Raw genomic sequence first — 18,104 nt, forward strand, 5'->3', positions numbered from 1 at the left:
CTCGGTGTTGAACGTGTTAAGTCTACGCGCACCCTTACACGTCAATGTTGCGCGGCCCGTACAGGCGATCGCCCGCATCGCCCAGGCCCGGCACGATGTAGGCCTGCTCGTTGAGGCTCGGGTCAATCGCCGCAGTGATCAGCCGGACCGGCCCGCCGTGGGCCTTTAGCTTCTCGACGCCCGGCTGCGCACTCACCATGCACACGCACGTAATATCGTCCGCCCCGCGCGCAACCAGCAGGTCAATCGCGTGGATGAGCGAGCCGCCGGTGGCCAGCATCGGGTCGACCAGGAACACCGGCTGACCGGACAGGTCCTCCGGCAGCGCCTCCAAGTACGGCACCGGCTCGTGCGTCTCCTCGTTGCGCGCCATGCCGATGAAGCCGACCTGCGCGTCCGGGATCATCGACAGCGCCGGGTCAATCATGCCGAGGCCCGCGCGGATGATCGGCACGATGATCGGCGGGGTACGTAGTCGCGAGCCGCGCGCGGTGGCCACGGGCGTGGCGGTGTCGAAGGTCTCCACCTCGAGGTCGCGGCAGGCCTCGTAGATCAGCATCGCACCCAGGTCAGCGAGGGCGGCACGGAAGGCGGCGTTGTCGCTGCGCTCGTCGCGCATAATCGTCAGGCGGGAGGCGGCCAGGGGGTGTTCCACAATCGTGATGTCCATAGGCACCAATGGTAGACGAGGTGCTTTCCCGCCTTTGAAAAACTTTTTTGGCGCCCGAGGGAACCGGGCCCGTGTTGCGTGCGTCTAACAATGCATGGACGTATTTGAACTTGAAGCCTCGCTCGTAAACTCGCACACCGACTCGCTGCGTGCCGACGCCGGCGCGCTCAACCACCTGACCCACCTGCCCATCCCGGAACTCGGTCCCGTGGCCAACTTCGCCCGCGCCGTCGATAGCGCCATCGCCTGCGCCAACGGCAAGGCCGACGAGCTGCGCGAGGCCGCCCACCGCATCGCCGGCAACATGGATCTCACCGCCCAGGCGGCCTACCACGTCGATGAGACCACCGGACAGTGTCTGGAGGGAGGACTGTGAGCACGCCAACACTCGGTGCCGCGCTGACCCAATTTGCCAAGCACCCCACGGTGGACGCCACGCTCAACGTGGTCAAAGGCTCCCCTATCGACCCGGTCTACGCCATGGGCAAGATCCTCGGGGCCTGCCCCGAGCCGATCCCTACCCTGCCGCCGTTTTCCACCCCAGGCTTCGACGACTTCACCGCGCTGGCCGCGATGGTCGGCGGCGACCCGCAGCGCTTCCAGGAGGCCGCCGTGTCCCTGACTGCGCAGCGCGACGAGATCAGCGACCTGGTTGTTGCCGGCGGCGTCTACGTCGCCACGGCTGTCGCCGAACTGGTCGCCACCGCCAACTCAATGGTGCGCAACGCGCTCGCCGCAGCTGGTGCCGCCACCGCGGGCGGCCCGCTCGCCCAGCTCGCCGCGGCCGCGCCAGTCGTCACCGCGGGCCTGACGCGGGCCGGGCTCATCCTGGATACGCTCGGCAAGGACCTCGATAGTCTGGCCAACCAGCTCAATGAGACGACGGCGGCGCGTCAGGCACAGCAGGCGCTCAAGGCGTCGCCAATTGCCCAGCAAGCCGAGCACACGCTGCGCTCGCTTGCCGACGCCCCACAGGTCACCCCCACCGCCGCCTCCGCAGATGTCGCCCCGCCGGAGCCGAACCAGCCGGTCTCCGACGAGCTGGGCGAGCGCCCCAACGCCGCGGGCAACGCCGCAGTGCAGGCCGCAAAGTCGCAGCTAGGCACCCCGTACGTGTGGGGCGGCAGCCAGCCGGGCGGCTTCGACTGTTCAGGGCTGACCTCCTGGGCCTACAACCAGGCCGGGGTAGACATCCCGCGCACCGCCGCGGAACAAGCCATCGGCCAGCAGGTCGCCTACGAGGACCTGCAGGAAGGCGACCTGGTGGTGTGGGACGGGCACGTGGCCATGTACGCCGGGGACGGGATGATGATCGAGGCGGGCGACCCCGTCCAGCTCAACCCGGTGCGCACCGAAAACATCGGCATGCCGTTCCGCGGCTTCTGGCGGCCGACTGCCTAGCGCGCGGGCTGGGTGTGGTGCGCGCGCTGGGTTTTAGTAGAGTTTGCGTTCATGAGCACGCGCGCAATCCTCCCCGTGAAAATCTCGCTGACCCAGGGCGACTTCTACACCCTGTGGGCTCCTACCTGGAAGGAACACGGCGCCGAATGGCAGGCGTTCCTGGGCGATGACGAATCCGTGTTGGTGTTCGACTCACCAGCCGAGCTGCTGGCGTACCTGAACACCCACGCCAAGCACGACCTGAGCGACCACCCGAAGTGGAAGGCCTTTAGCGCCCAGGGCGACGACCGGGTTGTTCCGGATGAGAAGCACACCTTCGACATCATCGGCGCGCCCGAGTACTTGGCTGGGCGCCCGAGCCATGTGAACGTGTCGTCGTTAAGCGGCGTGCTGCAGGTCGCGCGCTCCCTGGCTGATGTGGCGAGCGCCGAGCAAGCGCAGATCTTCTTCGCCTCCCACTCGGTGCTGGGCAACGTCGCCCGCGGCTCGGAGCACTACTCCGGCGACAACGGCATGGACGAGTGGTCCGGCGTCGGCCACGTCGTGCTGGCGAATTGGAAGGACGTTGTCGCCTCGCTGGATGACTCGGTGCGCCGCGTGCCGGCAAGCGAACTCGACGCGACTGCGGTCAGCGCCGCTCAAAGCGCCATCGAATCCGCCGAGGCCGCCCGCGCGCAGGCGAAGCAGGCGGAAGAGTCCAAGGCGCGGGAGCAGGCCGCTGCCGCCGACCCGTACGACTCCACGCTGTGGGCCACCGCTGGCATCGACCCGGTGAAAATCTCGGTGCAGGGCAAAAGCGTCTACACGCTGCGCACCTACCTGGGCTCCACCCCGGTGTTCTTGGGCAAGTTCGGTGAGATCTTCACCTTCCCCACCGGCAAGCACCTCACCCGCTGGATCCTGGAGCACGACGACCACGACCTGGGTGGGGTATCCACCTGGCCGGATGTGGTCAGCGCGGCAAACGCCGGCACGCTGAAGGTCGAGGTCCACCCGGACAACTCCTATTCCTTCAACGGCCTGGCTGAGGACATTGCCAAGGGCGTCGACGCGGTGGACACCCAGCAGATGGCGAAGGCCTACGAGCTGCTTGCCGACGCCGCCGACTGGGCCAAGGACGACTCCCTCAACGAGTTTTTGCTGGCTAACCCACGCTTCCAGGACTACCTGGCGTACATGCTCGGCTCCACCGAGGCCGCCGGTTACGTGCCGTCGGCGCCGTTTACGGATAAGGCGCAGAGCTGGCGCGAGATGGAAGACCAGCTGATCAAGCGTTTCTCCAAGTTCTAGGTCGCACTCTTCGGCCGCCGCCACTGGTCATCTCTTAGAATGTGGTGCTATGACTGCCGACCAAGTCGATCCGCTCATCACGTCCATCTACCGCTGGTTTGACGTATCCGGCGTGCTGCTGATGGGCGTCATCGGCGGCACGCTCGCCCGCCACCGCGGCTACGACATCATCGGCTTCTTCTTCATCGCCATGCTGTCCGCCCTCGGCGGCGGCATGCTTCGCGACGTCCTGATCAACGAAGGCACCGTCGCCGCCATGAGCCAGCCGGAGTACCTCATCCTCGCGTTCACGGGCGCGCTGATCGCCCGCTTCACCTATTTCAAGGGCAAAGCCTGGGAGTTCCTCCAGAGTCACGGCGATGCGCTGGTGTCCGCGCTGTGGGCGTCGACAGGCGCATCGAAAGCGATCCAATACGGGCTGCCAATTCTGCCCACGATCATGATGGGCGTGTTTACCGCGACCGGCGGCGGCATGCTTCGCGACGTTGTCACCGGCGGCGTACCCTCCATCTTCGGCGACAACCAACCCACCGTCATCCCCGCGGTCGCCTGCTCGCTGATCACGCTGCTCGGCAGCGCCACCGGGTATATGGCGCTCGGCATGATCCTGGGACCCGTGGTGAGTTTTGCGCTGTTCCTCATCGGTTACTACGGCAACTGGCGTGTGTCCACCAACTCCGAATACGCCCCGGTAAACCAGGGCGCGGCCCAGGTGGCCACGCTGGCGAAGAAGGCGGAGCACCGCTCCCGCGCCGTCGCCCGCGAGCTGGAGCCGACGCGCGTGCGCTCCTGGCGCCACCGCCAGATGGAAAAGGCGCTGCAACGCCGGATCGAAAACGAGGTGAAGAAGGGCAAGCGCCGCTCCACCGCCCAGCACGAGGCGAACGATTTCCTCGAGGATTTCACCACCGAGTTCGCCGCGATCGACCCGTCGATGCTCGCTGAGGCGGGCATCCCGCAGCCCGAGTACGCCAAAGAGGAAGAGAGCCTGTTCGACGGCCTCGGCGTCGACCTCGCCGGCGACTCCTACGACGACTACGACGCAGAAACCCACACTACCGGCCAGTTCGAGGCCGTCGATCCGGAGACGGTGGCGATGCACAACGACATGTTGGACACGATCCTCGCCGACGAAAAACTCACCGACGAACTGATCGAACGCCTCGCCGCCCGCTACGCGCAACGCGATAAGGAGGCGTAGCGCGTGCCGCGCCACTGCCCCGCGTGTCCGGCGGCGTAGCATCAGTCCCTGTGCCTGGAAACGCTCATCTTTCACTCTGTCTCTCCGCGCTGCTGCTCAGCGCCCCGCTCGCGCTCGCTTCCCCGGCTGCCGCGCAAGAGCCCGATCCGCTGACGGAATGGCCCCTGGAGCCGGTTGAGGGCTACTTCGCCGACAACGGCGAATGGATCCCGCCTGTGCGCATCGAGGCACCCAACACCGATAATTGCCCGAACGCGCAGCACCCGCCCCGGGCCGTGTCCACCTCGGAGCGGCTCGCGCCGGGCGCGCCTACCCCACCCCCACTGCCGCAGGACTACGACGGCCCGTGCGGCATCAGCGCCCCGGCGGGCTACGAGGTCCCCGACGACGTCTACGCCTCGGCCTGGCTCGTCGCCGACGCGGACACCGGCGAGGTCGTGGCAATGAAGGATCCGCACGGGCGCTACCGGCCTGCGTCGGTGATCAAGGTGCTCCTCGCGCTCGTGGCCATCAATGAGCTCCCCCTGGACAAGCAGGTCACCGTCTCGGCGGAGTCCGCGGACCAGGAAGGCTCGCGCGCAGGCCTCGGCGCGGGCGGCACCTACACCGTCGACGACTTGCTGCACGGCCTGCTCATGTCGTCCGGCAACGACACGGCGCACGCGCTCGCCCAGGAGCTCGGCGGCGACGAGGAAACCCTGCGCAAGGTCAACGCGCTCGCCCACGAGTTGGGCATGCGCGACACCTTCGTCGCCTCCTACTCCGGGCTCGACGCCCCCGGCATGTCTTCTTCCGCCTGGGACCTGGGCCTGGCCTACCGCGCCGCCTTCAACAACCCCGTCTTCACGGCGACGGTCGACACGGAGTCCTACCCGTTTCCTGGCTTCGACGACACACCCGGCTTCGAGATGTGGAACGACAACCAGCTCTACCTGCAGGACCCGGACGGGATCGGCGGCAAGACCGGGTTCACCGACGACGCGAACCACACCTTCGTCGGCGCCGTCAACCACGACGGCCGCCGCCTTTTTGCCGTCGTCCTCGACACCACGATCGGTAAGCACCGCGCGTGGGGCCAGGCGCAGGAGCTGCTCCACGCCGCCTACCCGATCGCCGCAGGTGCGGGCGTCGCCTCGCTTATCGACGCCGCGCCAACCCCCACCCCCCCGCCTACTCCCACCCCGACCGCTGCCCCTGCAATAGAAGAAACACCGGCAACAATCCCGTGGCTGTCCATCGGGATCGTCGCCGGTGTCACCGTGCTCGCGCTTGTGGCGCTTGTGCTTAGTCTCGGGTCAAGAGGGAAACGACCCCGACACCGAGCGCGCCAATAGCCGCGCCAACACCGACCGCCTTGCCGGTACCAGTGCTGCGCGTTTCCTGGCGGGCGGCACCCGCGCGCACGTTAATCACTGCGGGCTCCGGCACCTCTGCCGGTGCCAGGCGCAGGCTCTCCTCCGTCGTCGCCGTCCAGGCGGAGACGTAGAGCACCACGCGCCAGATCAGGTACATCACGACCATCAACGAGATCAACGGGCCGAAGATGGCACCGGCCGGGTTGCCCGTCAGCGAGCTGATGATCACGCCGGCGAACTGCTTGATCACCTCGAAGATGACCGCGCCGAGCAGTGCGCCCTTCATACCGGATTTCACCGGCACCTTCGTGCGTGGCAGGAACATGACCACCCACAGCATGACCAGGAAGTTCGCCAGCACGCCGACGAGCAGGCCAACCACCCACACCAGCACACGAGCGCCCGGTACCTCGTCGAGACCGACGTACTCAAGCAGGGTATTAGTCCAGCTGGACACGCCCAGCGCCGTGACCGCAAACGCGACGACGAACAGGACGATCAGGCCAATGAGGCCGAGCAGGTCCCACAGCTTCTTCGTCACGAAGTTGCCGCCCTCGTCCGCGTCCAGGTTCCACATGGCGGACACACCGACGCGCAGGTTATTCATCCAGCCCAGGCCGGACCACAGGGTGGTGAGCAAACCGATCCCGGCCACGGCCCCGCGCTGATCAATCGCAGAGGCGATCAGGTCGTTAACCATCTCGCCCAAGTCCCCGTCAATGCTTTGGGTGACCTGATCCTGAATCTGCTGCATTAAGTCAGGCCGCGCGTTGAGGAAGAAACCAAGGCCAGCGAACACCAGCATCAAAAGCGGGAACAGCGACAGCACGGAGAAGTACGTCACTCCGGCGGCGAACTGGTTACCGCCCTGCGTAGCGAAGCGCTCGTTCATGCGCATCAGGTGGCCGACGGCCGGGGCCTTCTCCGCGAGCTCGTCAGCGGCGCCCTCCTGCTGCTGCTTCGTTGCGCGTTCGATGCCATGGTCGTCGGTGTACGCCTTGGTTGGCGACGTCGATGTTGCCATACGGCAGTCCTTCCTCAAGTTCAGTGAGCTGGTGTCAGGAACTCAATCGTAGAGGAAAGACGCAGCCGTCGATAAGCGAGCGCCTAGGCGCGCTTGAGAAAACCGGTCTTCTCGTAGACCTCGGCGAGCAAAGGCGCAGCCACCTCGCGGGCGCGGGCCGCACCGCGGGCCAGGATCGCCTCGAGCTCCGCGCGATCCGCCATCAGCTCCTCGTAGCGGGCGCGCAGCGGCGTGGTGAAGGCCTCGAGCGCGTCCGCGGTGTCCACCTTGAGCGCGCCGTAGCCCTGCCCCTCGTAGCCGGCGACCAGGTCGTCGATGGACTTGCCCGTCAGCGCCGACTGGATGACCAAGAGGTTCGACACGCCCGGCTTGTTCTCCTTGTCGTAGGCGATCACGCCGTCGGTGTCGGTGACCGCGGAGCGGATGCGCTTCGCCGAGGTCTTCGGCTCATCCAGCAGATTAATCAGGCCCTTCGGGTTCGCGCCCGACTTGCTCATCTTGGAGGTCGGATCCTGCAGGTCGTAAATCTTCGCCGCGCCCTCCGGGATGAAGCCCTCCGGCACCACGAAAGTCTCGCCGCGCTTCGCGTTGAAGCGCTCGGCCAGGTTGCGGGTCAGCTCCAGGTGCTGGCGCTGGTCCTCCCCCACCGGCACCAGGTGCGGCGAGTAGAGCAGAATGTCCGCCGCCATCAAGACGGGATAGGTAAACAGACCCACCGAAGTGCGATCCTGCCCCTGCTTCTGGCTCTTGTCCTTGAACTGCGTCATGCGGCTGGCCTCGCCAAAACCAGTCAGGCACTGCAGCACCCAGGTCAGCTCGGCGTGCTCCGGCACGTGCGACTGCACGAACAGCGTTGACTTCTCCGGGTCAATGCCCAGCGCAATCAGCTGCGCGCAGCCAGCGATCGTGCGCTGGCGCAGCTCATCCGGATCCTGCTCCACCGTGATCGCGTGCAGGTCGGGGATGAAGTAGAACGCCTCATAGTCGTCCTGCAGGTCGATCCACTGCTTGAGCGCACCCAGGTAGTTCCCCAGGTGGTAGGAGTCGGCGGTGGGCTGGATTCCGGAAAGGACGCGTTGCTTCGACATGGCTCCTTAGTCTATCCGTAGCGCGGGCGGAAGAGCGGGTTTGGGTGGGAAAACTCCCGGCGGTTCAGTCTCCGCCGCCCTTCACTTTGGCCAGACGCACCACTAGGGTTTTGGCATGACAAACGCGCCGTTGGACAAATCAGGAGCGGAGCTGAGCTCGCGTCCCAGAGTGGCGGAAAGAGGCTGCTGAACTGGACGCAGCAATCCGACTTTACTGAGCCCTCCAGGATCTCTAACGCTCCAACCACTCCGAGCGCAGCAGCCCGTGGCGGGAGCAGCAGGCCTCCCACCCGAAGGGGCTGATTTTCACCACCATGCGGCGCTCGCAGACCGGGCAGATCCGCGGCGCGTCGTAGGGGCGGTTCGGGTTGACGGGCAGCTGGAGCTCGCCGGACAGGATGGCGTCGGCAAGTTCAGTGCTGTCGGGTACGCGCATTAGAGGGCCTTGATGGTGTCGTAGAGCGCGCCGTGGCCGGACTTCATCTTCTGGCCGACCGGGGTGATGCCCAGGTCGAGCACGCGGTCAACGGCCTCGCGGTCCTGCTCGATCGGGCGGCCCAGGGTGGTCAGGTAGTTGCCGCCGATAATCGCGTTGGCGCCGCCAAGGAGGCCGGCTTCGGTGCCGTCGTCACCAAGCGCGAGCTCGGTGCCGCCGGCAAAGCGCAGCTGGGCGGTCGGCATAGCCAGGCGGAACGCGGCCACGGCGCGCAGCGCCTCGCCCTGCGGAACCAGCGGGCGGTCCTCAAACGGGGTGCCCGGGCGCGGGTCGAGGAAGTTCATCGGAACCTCGTGCGGCTCGATCTCGGCGAGCTGGGCAGCGAACTCGGCGCGCTGCTCCAGGGACTCGCCCAGGCCGATGATGCCGCCGCAGCAGGTCTCCATGCCCTCTGCCAGCACGTACTCGAGGGTGTTCTTGCGCTCCTCCCAGGTGTGGGTGGTCACCACGTTGGGGAAGAAGGACTTCGCGGTTTCGAAGTTGTGGTTGTAGCGGGACACGCCCATCTGCTTGAGCTGGCGTGCCTGGTCCTGGGTGAGGATGCCCAGGGAGGCGGAAATAGAGATGTCCACTTCCTCTTGGATGGCGGTGACCGCTTCGGCGACCTGGTCGAGCAGCTGCTGGGTCGGGCTCTTCACGGCGGCGACGATGCAGAACTCGGCCGCGCCCATCTTCTCGGATTGCTTGGCGGCCTCGACGAGCTCGTTGATGTCCAGGGTCACGGCGCGGACCGGGGACTCGAATAGGCCGGACTGGGAGCAGAAGTGGCAGTCCTCGGGGCAGCCGCCGGTCTTCAGGGAGATGATGCCCTCGAGCGAGACGTCCACGCCGCAGTGCTTGATACGGGTTTCGTGCGCGATCTCCAGCAGTTCCTTCAGGTCCTCGTCCGGAACTCGGAGGACCTGGAGGATCTCCTCCTGGTTCAGGCCTTCGCCCTTTTCCAGGGCCTTTTCGCGGGCGATATCAAGAATTGGTGCATGTGACATGGGTAATACTCCGTTCTCAATGTAATGACTGACAAAAGGCTACCGCATACCTTGAACACCGTTCAGTCAATCCCCGAAAAAAGCCCCGCCTCCCCAAATCTGGGGGCGGGGCGCGCGTCTTAGTTTTCTGAGCCGCGGCGCTCGCTGTTCGGAGGCAGCCGCATCTTCCGCAGGCCCCGGTACGCCGTCCGGGCACCCGGGATGCGGCGGGCACGCTGATACAAAAACGTGGTCAGCGCATCGCGGGGGTCGTAGGCGGCCGCAGCCTCCTCGTCGTACTCGTAGACGGGCAGGCTCCAGCCCCGCTTCAGGGAGAGCAGGCGCACTCCGAGGACTGCCGCCAGTGTGGCCAAGATGACCACCCATTCGTGCGCGCCCAGCCAGTCAAGCCCCCACCACACCATGACGCCGATGACGGCGGCCGAGGCGTACATCTCCTTGTGGAAGACGAGCGGGACGCGGTCCGAGAGCACGTCGCGGAGCACGCCGCCGAACACGCCCGTGGTCACTGCCGCCACGCACGCGATGATGAAGCCGTGCCCGTGACTCACCGCGGTCTGGATGCCCAGCACGGCGAAGGTGGCCAGCCCGATCGCATCGGCGACGAGGAAGCTGCGCCGCAACCGCACCATCAACCAACTGATCCGCACCGTCACAGCCGCGGCGATAATCACGGTGAGCAGGTAGAGCGGCTGTTCGACCCACGTGACCGGGTAGGTCCCCAGGACGACGTCGCGGACCGTGCCGCCGCCGAGCGCGGTGAGCGCGCCCAGGGTGATCACACCGAACAGATCCATGCGCATCCGGCCTGCCGCCACCGCCGCGGTCATGGCCTCGGCAATAATGCCGATGAGGTAGAGGATGACCAGCAGGTGCTCAGTGCTGAAGCCGGCGAAAAAATCAGCGATCATGCTCAGCCCTCCGCGTACTCCACCAACAGCGGCGAGTGGTCCGACCAGCGCAGCTCCACCGCCTCCGCCTTTTCCACCCAGCTGCGCTGGGCCCGCGCGAGCATGTCGGCAGTGGCCGCCTGGTAGTCGATGCGCCACCCCGCGTCGTTATTAAAAGCCTGACCGCGGTACGTCCACCACGTGTACGGCGCAGCGTCCGGCGACAAGCGACGGGCCACGTCGAACCACACCGGCTCGGTCGCAGCGGTACGCGCAGCGGACACGGTGCCGGTCGTGCCGTACTCGACCGCGCCCGCCCAACCGGCCACGTCTTTGTCCTCTATATCCTGTGCCTCCTCGTCCGGGAACGCGCCGAACACCGAGTCCATAAACGCGCGCTCCGAGGGCAGGAAGCCGGATTTCTTCCGGTTGCCCTTCCAGTTCTTCAGGTCCTCGCGGCGGTGGCAGATGTTCCAGTCGCCGCCGATCACCATCTGCGGGTACTGCACGGCCCACTCGCGAAGCAGCGGCTCGAAGCGGTCCAAGAACTCGTATTTTTCGTCCTGCTTCGCGGTCTCGGCCGCGCCCGACGGCAGGTACAGCGAGGCGACGCGCTCTCCGCCCGGCAGGGTGGCGGCGATGAGTCGGCCGGCGGTTTCGAAGCCGGGGAGGCCGATCTGGGCGTCGATAAGCGGGCGCTTCGACAAAATGCCAACCCCGGCCCGCCCCTTGGCCTCGGCGGGTGCGACGAGAAGCTCCCAGCCCTCCTCCAGCGCCGGGGCGAGGGCGGCGCGCGCCTGCTCCTCGGTCGCGCGGACCTCCTGCATCAGCACCACCTCGGCCGGGGTGTGCCGCAGCCACTCCAACATCCCGAGATTGCGCTCGTTGCGGACCTTCGTAGCGGCCCGAATCCCGTTGACATTCACAGAAGCGATAGTGAGACTCATGCCCCCGAGACTACCTATTACAGGACAAGCGGTATGCAAAAGCTGTACGCTGAAGAGTTGAATACTGCCAACCTGAGTTATGAGGAGCACAATGGCTAAGATCATCTGGACTCGCACCGACGAAGCGCCGCTGCTGGCGACATACTCCCTCAAGCCGATCGTGGAGGCTTTCGCTTCCCGCGCCGGCATCGACGTGGACACCGCCGACATCTCGCTCGCCGGCCGCATCCTCGCGCAGTTCCCGGACCGCCTCGGCGACAAGAAGGTCGACGACGCGCTCGCACAGCTCGGCCAGCTGGCGAAGACGCCCGAGGCCAACATCATTAAGCTGCCGAATATCTCCGCTTCCCTGGTGCAGCTGAAGAAGGCCATCGCTGAACTGCAGGCCGCGGGCTTCGACATCCCGGATTACGAGGACGCGCAGGAGAAGTACGACGCCGTCAAGGGCTCCGCCGTCAACCCGGTACTGCGCGAGGGCAACTCGGATCGCCGCGCGCCGGAGGCCGTGAAGAACTACACCAAGAAGCACCCGCACTCCATGGGCGAGTGGTCGAAGGACTCCAAGACCAACGTCGCCACCATGGACGCCGGCGACTTCCGCCACAACGAGAAGTCCGTCATTATCCCGGCCGAGGACACCCTCACCATCAAGATGACCGACGGCACCGTGCTCAAGGAGGGCCTGAAGGTCCAGGCCGGCGAGGTCATCGACGGCACCTTCATGTCCGCGAAGGCGCTCGACGCTTTCCTCGAGGAGGCCGTCAAGCGCGCCAAGGAAGAGGGCGTGCTCTTCTCCGCGCACCTGAAGGCCACCATGATGAAGGTCTCTGACCCGATCATCTTCGGCCACGTCGTGCGCGCCTACTTCAAGCCCGTCTTTGACAAGTACGGCGAGGAGCTTTTGGCGGCTGGCCTGAACGGCGAGAACGGCCTCGGTGCCATCCTCGACGGCCTGTCCGAGCTGGAGAACGGCGAGGAGATCCGCAAGGCCTTCGAGCAGCAGCTTGTCGACGGCCCGGCGCTCGCCATGGTCAACTCCCACAAGGGCATCACCAACCTGCACGTGCCGTCGGATGTGATCATCGACGCCTCCATGCCGGCCATGATCCGTACCTCCGGCCACATGTGGAACGCCGACGACCAGGAGCAGGACACCCTGGCCGTCATCCCGGACTCCTCCTACGCTGGCGTCTACCAGGCTGTTATCGACGACTGCCGCGCCAACGGTGCCTTCGACCCGACCACCATGGGTACCGTCCCGAACGTCGGCCTCATGGCGCAGAAGGCTGAGGAGTACGGCTCCCACGACAAGACCTTCAAGATCCCGGCCGACGGCACCGTCCAGGTCGTCAACTCCGCAGGCGACGTGCTGATCGAGCACGATGTCGAGGCCGGCGACATCTGGCGCGCCACCCAGACCAAGGACGCCCCGATCCAGGACTGGGTCAAGCTGGCCGTCAACCGCGCCCGCCTCTCCGGCATGAAGGCCATCTTCTGGCTCGACGAGGAGCGCGCGCACGACCGCAACCTCATCGACCTGGTGAACAAGTACCTGCAGGACCACGACACCGAGGGCCTGGACATTTCCATCCAGTCCCCGATTGAGGCCACCAAGACCTCCGTCGAGCGCATCCGCCGCGGCGAAGACACCATCTCGGTGACCGGCAACGTGCTGCGTGACTACAACACCGACCTGTTCCCGATCCTCGAGCTGGGCACCTCCGCGAAGATGCTCTCCGTCGTCCCGCTGATGGCTGGCGGCGGCCTGTTCGAGACCGGTGCCGGCGGCTCCGCCCCGAAGCACGTCCAGCAGGTCCAGGAGGAGAACCACCTGCGCTGGGACTCGCTTGGCGAGTACCTCGCACTGGCTGAGTCCTTCCGCCACGAGAAGAACACGAACGGCAACGAGCGCGCCGGCGTCCTGGCTGCCGCGCTGGACAAGGCCACCGAGCAGCTTCTCGACGAAGGCAAGTCCCCCTCCCGCAAGGTCAATGAGATCGACGACCGTGGCTCCCACTTCTGGCTCTCCCTGTTCTGGGCAGAGGCACTGGCCGCCCAGACCGACGACGCCGAGCTGGCCTCCGTGTTCGAGCCGATCGCCAAGGACCTGCGCGACAACGCCGAGACCATCGACGCAGAGCTCCTGGACGCCCAGGGCAACGCTGCCGACCTTGGCGGCTACTACTGGCCGGACGAGGAGAAGACCTCCGCGGTCATGCGCCCGTCCGCAACGTTTAACAAGATCATCGACGCGCTGGAGAAGTAAGCGTTAGGTCTTCACTGTCCAGGCCCCGGTCGCTGCGTTTTCGCGGCGGCCGGGGCTGTTTTCTTGCTCCGTAACCGGAAAAGGGTGCCAAAACGACCCCAGAACACCCCCAAAACCTTCGCTGCCTGCGGAAACGTTTTCTTGCCTCTTTCTTGCTTCTAGAGGATACTTGAGGCATGTCGCCACTTAATTCCACGTCGGAGCCTCAACTCATTGCCAGGATTAAACGATTCCTCGCTTTGCCTGCGGAACTCCCCTGGCTGGAGTTTAAGGAAAACAGCGCCACGACCGGCCCGGAGATCGCCAAATACGTGAGTGCGCTGGGCAACTCGGCACGCCTTCATGATGAACCAGCAGGCTATCTGATCTGGGGTGTAAGTGACGCTCATGAGATCGTAGGCACTTCGTTCCAATGGGAGACCACGAAAGGCAAGGGCAACGAAGACCTTTTCCCGTGGCTGCAGCGTGTAGTCTCCCCCACGCCAACTCTCTCCTTCGAGGCGGTCACAATCGAAGGCAAAACTGTGGTACTCCTCCGGATTCCGGCTGCACTCTCGGCCCCTTACGCCTACGACGGAACTCGGTACTTCCGACAGGGCAGTTACACCAAGAACCTGATGGACTTTCCAGATCGCGAACGCGAGTTGTGGAGGAAGCTCAACCAGTTCGAGTTTGAAACCAGCAATGCCGCAGAAGGCCTCGAGCCCGAAGAGATCACCGAGCTCCTCTCCTCCGACGCTTTCTTCAACAACCGGCCGGAATTGCCGCGCAATGTTGGCAGCGCCCTCGTCGACACAATGCGAGCGGCGGAAGCGATTACATATTCCCACGAATCGGGCTGGTGCATTCCCGCTTGGTCCGCACTGATGTACGCGCGCTCCCTCAAAGACTTCCCTCAGCTCGCCAGCTTGGCCCCACGCGTGATGCATTTCGACGACACGTCGAGGAAACAGCTGCAACGAGAGTGGGAGTTTGATGAGGGATACGCCACGTCGTTTAGCAAGATTGTCACCTTGGTGAACACAGTAAGGCCTGGTGGGGAGACCATCGATTCAAGCGGACGCCGAGTTGAAACTCCGCTGCTACCGACGGTGGCATTTCGCGAAGTGTTTGCGAATGCGCTCATGCACCAGGACCTAGAGCAGCGCGGTCAATACTTAACCGTTGAGGTGTTCAGTGATCGAGTCGAAGTGACCAACCCTGGAACCCCGTTAGTCGATCCCCAGCGTTTTATTGACTCGGCTTCTACAACTCGCAATCCACGCCTCGGCGAAGCGCTTCGCCTGGCACACTTCGTCGAGCAACGTGGAAGCGGTTGGGACAAGATCGTTGCATCGCTGGAAGCAGAGCACTTTCCGCCGGCGCTCATTCGATCAAATGGCACAACCACCGTCACGCTGAGTGCCTACCGCCCGTTCAAGCTGATGACTACGGATGAAAAGATCGAAGCTGTCTACCAGCATGCGTGTCTTGGCTTTCTGGATAATCGCGCCGTCACGAATGCATCGGTGCGAAGTCGCTTCGGTCTCAGGGATACGCAGACCGCCCAGGCGACCCGTCTCATTAACGCGACTGTGGATGAAGGCCTCATCCGGCTCTACGACCCGAATGCCGGAGCTCGCAACCGCCGCTATGTCCCTTTCTGGGCCGAGTAGTTTTCTTGCTCGGTAACCGGGAAAGGGTGCCAGAATAGCCCGAAAACCACTCCAAAAACTCTCCTACCTGGAGAAACGTTTTCTTGCCTCTTTCTTGCTTTTTGGGCGGGTTCCAGGGGATCCGCCCCGCGCTCAAGCCGCGAAGACCTACCCCGCGTTGCGCAGCGCTGTGGCGAGACCGTTCATGGTGACCTGAATCGTCTTGGAAACGAGGAAGGTTTCGTCGCCGGCGCGGTAGCGGCGCAGCAGCTCGAGCTGCACGGCGTTGAGCGGCAGCAGGTATGGGTAGCGGCGCTTCAGTGAGCGGGCCTGGCGCTGGTTCTCGGCGACGAGATCAGCGTGGCCGGTGATGCGGAAGTAGACCTGCTTGGTGTGCTCGAACTCTTCGGCGATGAGCGTGTAGATGCGCTCGGCCACCTCGCGGTCTTCCACCAGGTCGGCGTAGAGGCGGGCCAGCGACAGCTCAGCCTTGGCCATGACCTGGGCCATATTCGAAAGTACGGAGCGGAAGAAGGGCCAGTCGCGGTAGAGTTCGCGCAGGTCATCCCAGCGTGCTTCGCTCTCGCCTGCCCAGCGCTCGACGGCGGTGCCGACGCCGAACCAGCCGGGCACGTTGGTGCGCGACTGCGCCCAGGACAGGACCCAGGGGATGGCGCGCAGGTCGGAAATCGCGGTGGTCTGTTTGCGCGACGCGGGGCGGGAGCCGAGGTTGAGCTCGCCGATCTCGTGCAGCGGGGTGGATTGGGTGAAGTAGTCGATGAAGCCGGGGTCGCCGATGAGTTCGTTGTACTTTTCGCCGGAGTAGGCGGCGAGTGTGCGCATGATGTCGTAGGCACGGGTCGGGTCGGCGATCGGTTCAGTATCCAGGAGAGAGGCCTCAAGGGTGCCGGCAACGAAGGCCTCGAGGTGACGGCGCGCGGTCTCGGGCGAGCCATACTTAGCGGAGATGATCTCGCCCTGCTCGGTGATGCGGATGGAGCCAGCGACGGCGCCCTTGGGCTGGGCGAGGATGGCGTCGTAGGTGGGCCCGCCGCCGCGGCCGACTGCCCCGCCGCGGCCGTGCGCGAGCCGAAGGCGGATGCCGTGTCGGTTGCAGAGTTCGACGAGGGCGAGTTCGGCGTCGTAAAGCGCCCAGTTGGCCTGCAGGTAGCCGCCGTCCTTGTTGGAGTCGGAGTAGCCGAGCATGACCTCCTGGACGTCGCCGCGGGCGCGCAGGTGTTCGCGGTAGAACGGCAGCGACCAGAGGTCCTCGAGGATGCGGGCGCCGTGCGCGAGGTCCTCGATGGTCTCGAACAGCGGCACAACGTTGACGCTGCCCAGGCCGACCTCTTTGAGTAGGACCATGGGCTCGAGGATGTCGGAAACCGTCCCGGTCATGGCGATGATGCACTGCGCGATCGCGCCCTGGCCCAAGTCCTGGACGGCACGAGCGGCGGCGGTGAGGATGCCCATTTCCTTGCGCGTGTCGTCGCTAAGCTGGGCCGAGGCGCGCAGCAGCGGGCGCGGGGTGCGCAGCTCCTCGACGAGCATCTCCACGCAGTCCTCCTCGGAAAGCGCGGCGTAGTCCTCGCACACGCCGGCGACCGAGAGCACCTCGGCTACGACCTTCTCGAAGGATTCGGAGTTTTGCCGCAGGTCGAGCGTGTAGAGGTGGAAGCCGAAGGTGGTCACGGCCGAGCGCAGGCGGTTCAGCCGGTCGTTGGCGATGATCGCGCCGCCGTGGGCGCGCAGCGAGGCGTCGATCACGTCCAGGTCGGCGAGCAGCTCCCCCGGGTCCGCGTAGGGCGAGTCCGCAGTCGCCGAACCGGCGAGCTGCTCGCGGGTGGCGGCGACGCGGTGGCGGATGCCGTAGATGGCACGGCGGTAGGGCTCATCGACGCGGGACTCGGCGGTGTTGTTGGCGGCGTCGGCAAGCTGCGAAAGCTCCGCCGAGCAGGTGGAATAGCGGTCTGAGAGGGACAGCTCGCGCTCCAGCTCGCCCAGCTGGTCGATGTAGTGCGCGAGGACCGTGTCTGCGGCCTGGCAGGTGGCGTACGTGAGCGTTTCGGCGTTCACGTAGGGGTTGCCGTCGTGGTCGCCGCCGATCCAGGAACCGGGGCGCATCACGGGGGTGAGCGAGAGGTCGCGGTCGAAGGTGTCTCGCAGTTCGTAGCGGATCGCGCGGTTGAGCGCCGGGATCTGCTCAAGCAGGGAGAGTTTGTAGTAGCGCAAGCCGACGTCGATCTCGTCCTCCAGGCGCGGGCGCGCGATACGGATGAGCGCGGTTTGCCACAGCAGGGTCATGCGCAGTTCCATCTCGCGCTCGATGGCGGCCGGGTCGGCGCCGGCGTGGAGTTCGCTGAGCAGGCGCTTGATGTGCGTCTGAGTGTCAAAGACGGTGCGGCGGCGGGTCTCGGTGGGGTGCGCGGTGAGCACCGGGGAGACCTGCGCCCCGGCAACCAAATCGGCGACCTTATCGGCGTCCACGCCGCTCTCTTTCAGGTGCGCAAAGCTGGTGCGCAGCGAGACCGGCGCGGCTGCCTTTTCGTCGTCGAGGTCCTCGACCAGGTTGGTCAAAAGGGCGAAGTGGCTAAACGCGCGCGCGACCAGGTTCATCTTCGTGATGTCCATGTCGCGAAAGACGGCGAGCAAGTCTTCCGGGGTGGCGTCCCCGTGGGCGATGTCGAAGGCGGTGCGCCGGGTGGATTCGACCAGGTCAAAGATCTCCTGGCCTTCCTGCTCGGCGAGCACGCGGCCGAGCACCCGGCCCAAAAGTCGGATGTCTTCGCGGACGTGATCGGCGGGCTGGACGGACACGGAGGTCTCCTTTGACTAAGGCGCAGCTCAAGCGGCACT

The 18,104-nt window shown here is 65.4% G+C and carries 15 protein-coding genes; 7 read left to right on the plus strand and 8 right to left on the minus strand.

Going from position 1 to position 18,104, the window contains the following annotated elements; genetic code table 11:
- Window positions 1–34: 34 nt before the first annotated feature.
- Window positions 35–670: a uracil phosphoribosyltransferase gene (upp, locus tag HMPREF2990_RS10915; protein WP_070764641.1), complete on the minus strand. Its 636-nt coding sequence runs from the start codon at window positions 668–670 to the stop codon at window positions 35–37.
- A gap of 94 nt (window positions 671–764) precedes the next feature.
- On the opposite strand from upp, the gene HMPREF2990_RS10920 reads away from it, so the two are divergent.
- From HMPREF2990_RS10920 to HMPREF2990_RS10940, 5 genes are read left to right on the plus strand one after another with little or no spacing between them, the layout of a single operon-like run.
- Window positions 765–1,046 carry a hypothetical protein gene (locus tag HMPREF2990_RS10920; protein WP_070764642.1) on the plus strand — a complete coding sequence of 94 codons (282 nt, stop codon included), beginning with the start codon at window positions 765–767 and terminating at the stop codon, window positions 1,044–1,046.
- On the plus strand, window positions 1,043–2,071 hold the full coding sequence (locus HMPREF2990_RS10925) for a C40 family peptidase (protein ID WP_246817537.1): 1,029 nt from the start codon (window positions 1,043–1,045) through the stop codon (window positions 2,069–2,071). The genes HMPREF2990_RS10920 and HMPREF2990_RS10925 overlap by 4 nt, the downstream gene beginning before the upstream one ends.
- 51 nt (window positions 2,072–2,122) lie before the next feature.
- Complete coding sequence (locus HMPREF2990_RS10930) at window positions 2,123–3,361, plus strand: hypothetical protein (RefSeq protein ID WP_070764643.1); 1,239 nt, start codon at window positions 2,123–2,125, stop codon at window positions 3,359–3,361.
- 49 nt (window positions 3,362–3,410) lie between these two features.
- Window positions 3,411–4,562, plus strand: a complete 1,152-nt coding sequence (locus tag HMPREF2990_RS10935) for a trimeric intracellular cation channel family protein (RefSeq protein WP_038588659.1) — start codon at window positions 3,411–3,413, stop codon at window positions 4,560–4,562.
- A gap of 50 nt (window positions 4,563–4,612) precedes the next feature.
- Window positions 4,613–5,896 (plus strand): D-alanyl-D-alanine carboxypeptidase family protein, encoded by a 1,284-nt coding sequence (locus HMPREF2990_RS10940; RefSeq protein ID WP_246817539.1) that lies wholly within the window; start codon window positions 4,613–4,615, stop codon window positions 5,894–5,896.
- On the opposite strand, the gene HMPREF2990_RS10945 is transcribed toward HMPREF2990_RS10940, so the two are convergent.
- From HMPREF2990_RS10945 to HMPREF2990_RS10970, 6 genes are all read right to left on the minus strand, one after another.
- Window positions 5,847–6,941 (minus strand): YhjD/YihY/BrkB family envelope integrity protein, encoded by a 1,095-nt coding sequence (locus tag HMPREF2990_RS10945; RefSeq protein WP_070764644.1) that lies wholly within the window; start codon window positions 6,939–6,941, stop codon window positions 5,847–5,849. The two genes, HMPREF2990_RS10940 and HMPREF2990_RS10945, sit on opposite strands and share 50 nt — an antisense overlap.
- Window positions 6,942–7,024: 83 nt before the next feature.
- Window positions 7,025–8,029 (minus strand): tryptophan--tRNA ligase, encoded by a 1,005-nt coding sequence (gene trpS / locus HMPREF2990_RS10950; RefSeq protein ID WP_038588653.1) that lies wholly within the window; start codon window positions 8,027–8,029, stop codon window positions 7,025–7,027.
- 232 nt (window positions 8,030–8,261) lie between these two features.
- Window positions 8,262–8,465, minus strand: a complete 204-nt coding sequence (locus HMPREF2990_RS10955; protein ID WP_070764645.1) for a biotin synthase auxiliary protein BsaP — start codon at window positions 8,463–8,465, stop codon at window positions 8,262–8,264.
- Entirely contained in the window at window positions 8,465–9,511 is a 1,047-nt protein-coding gene (gene bioB, locus HMPREF2990_RS10960) for a biotin synthase BioB (RefSeq protein WP_070764646.1), read from the minus strand. Before bioB ends, HMPREF2990_RS10955 begins: the two co-directional genes overlap by 1 nt.
- Before the next feature lie 119 nt (window positions 9,512–9,630).
- Complete coding sequence (locus HMPREF2990_RS10965) at window positions 9,631–10,422, minus strand: trimeric intracellular cation channel family protein (protein ID WP_070764647.1); 792 nt, start codon at window positions 10,420–10,422, stop codon at window positions 9,631–9,633.
- A gap of 2 nt (window positions 10,423–10,424) precedes the next feature.
- The gene (locus HMPREF2990_RS10970) at window positions 10,425–11,348 is read right to left on the minus strand and encodes an exodeoxyribonuclease III (RefSeq protein WP_070764648.1); all 924 of its coding nucleotides are present in this window, start codon (window positions 11,346–11,348) and stop codon (window positions 10,425–10,427) included.
- A 91-nt stretch (window positions 11,349–11,439) separates the two neighbouring features.
- Between HMPREF2990_RS10970 and HMPREF2990_RS10975 the strand changes: the two genes are divergently transcribed.
- Both HMPREF2990_RS10975 and HMPREF2990_RS10980 read left to right on the plus strand, forming a co-directional pair.
- Entirely contained in the window at window positions 11,440–13,614 is a 2,175-nt protein-coding gene (locus HMPREF2990_RS10975) for an NADP-dependent isocitrate dehydrogenase (protein ID WP_070764649.1), read from the plus strand.
- A gap of 176 nt (window positions 13,615–13,790) precedes the next feature.
- The gene (locus tag HMPREF2990_RS10980) at window positions 13,791–15,269 is read left to right on the plus strand and encodes an RNA-binding domain-containing protein (protein ID WP_070764650.1); all 1,479 of its coding nucleotides are present in this window, start codon (window positions 13,791–13,793) and stop codon (window positions 15,267–15,269) included.
- Window positions 15,270–15,416: 147 nt separating this feature from the next.
- Here HMPREF2990_RS10980 and ppc read toward each other — a convergent pair whose 3' ends face one another.
- Complete coding sequence (ppc, locus tag HMPREF2990_RS10985; protein WP_070764651.1) at window positions 15,417–18,065, minus strand: phosphoenolpyruvate carboxylase; 2,649 nt, start codon at window positions 18,063–18,065, stop codon at window positions 15,417–15,419.
- Between the last annotated feature and the right edge of the window lie 39 nt (window positions 18,066–18,104).

The sequence above is a fragment of the Corynebacterium sp. HMSC071B10 genome, assembly GCF_001814825.1.
In the GTDB taxonomy this organism is placed as follows: Bacteria; Actinomycetota; Actinomycetes; order Mycobacteriales; family Mycobacteriaceae; genus Corynebacterium.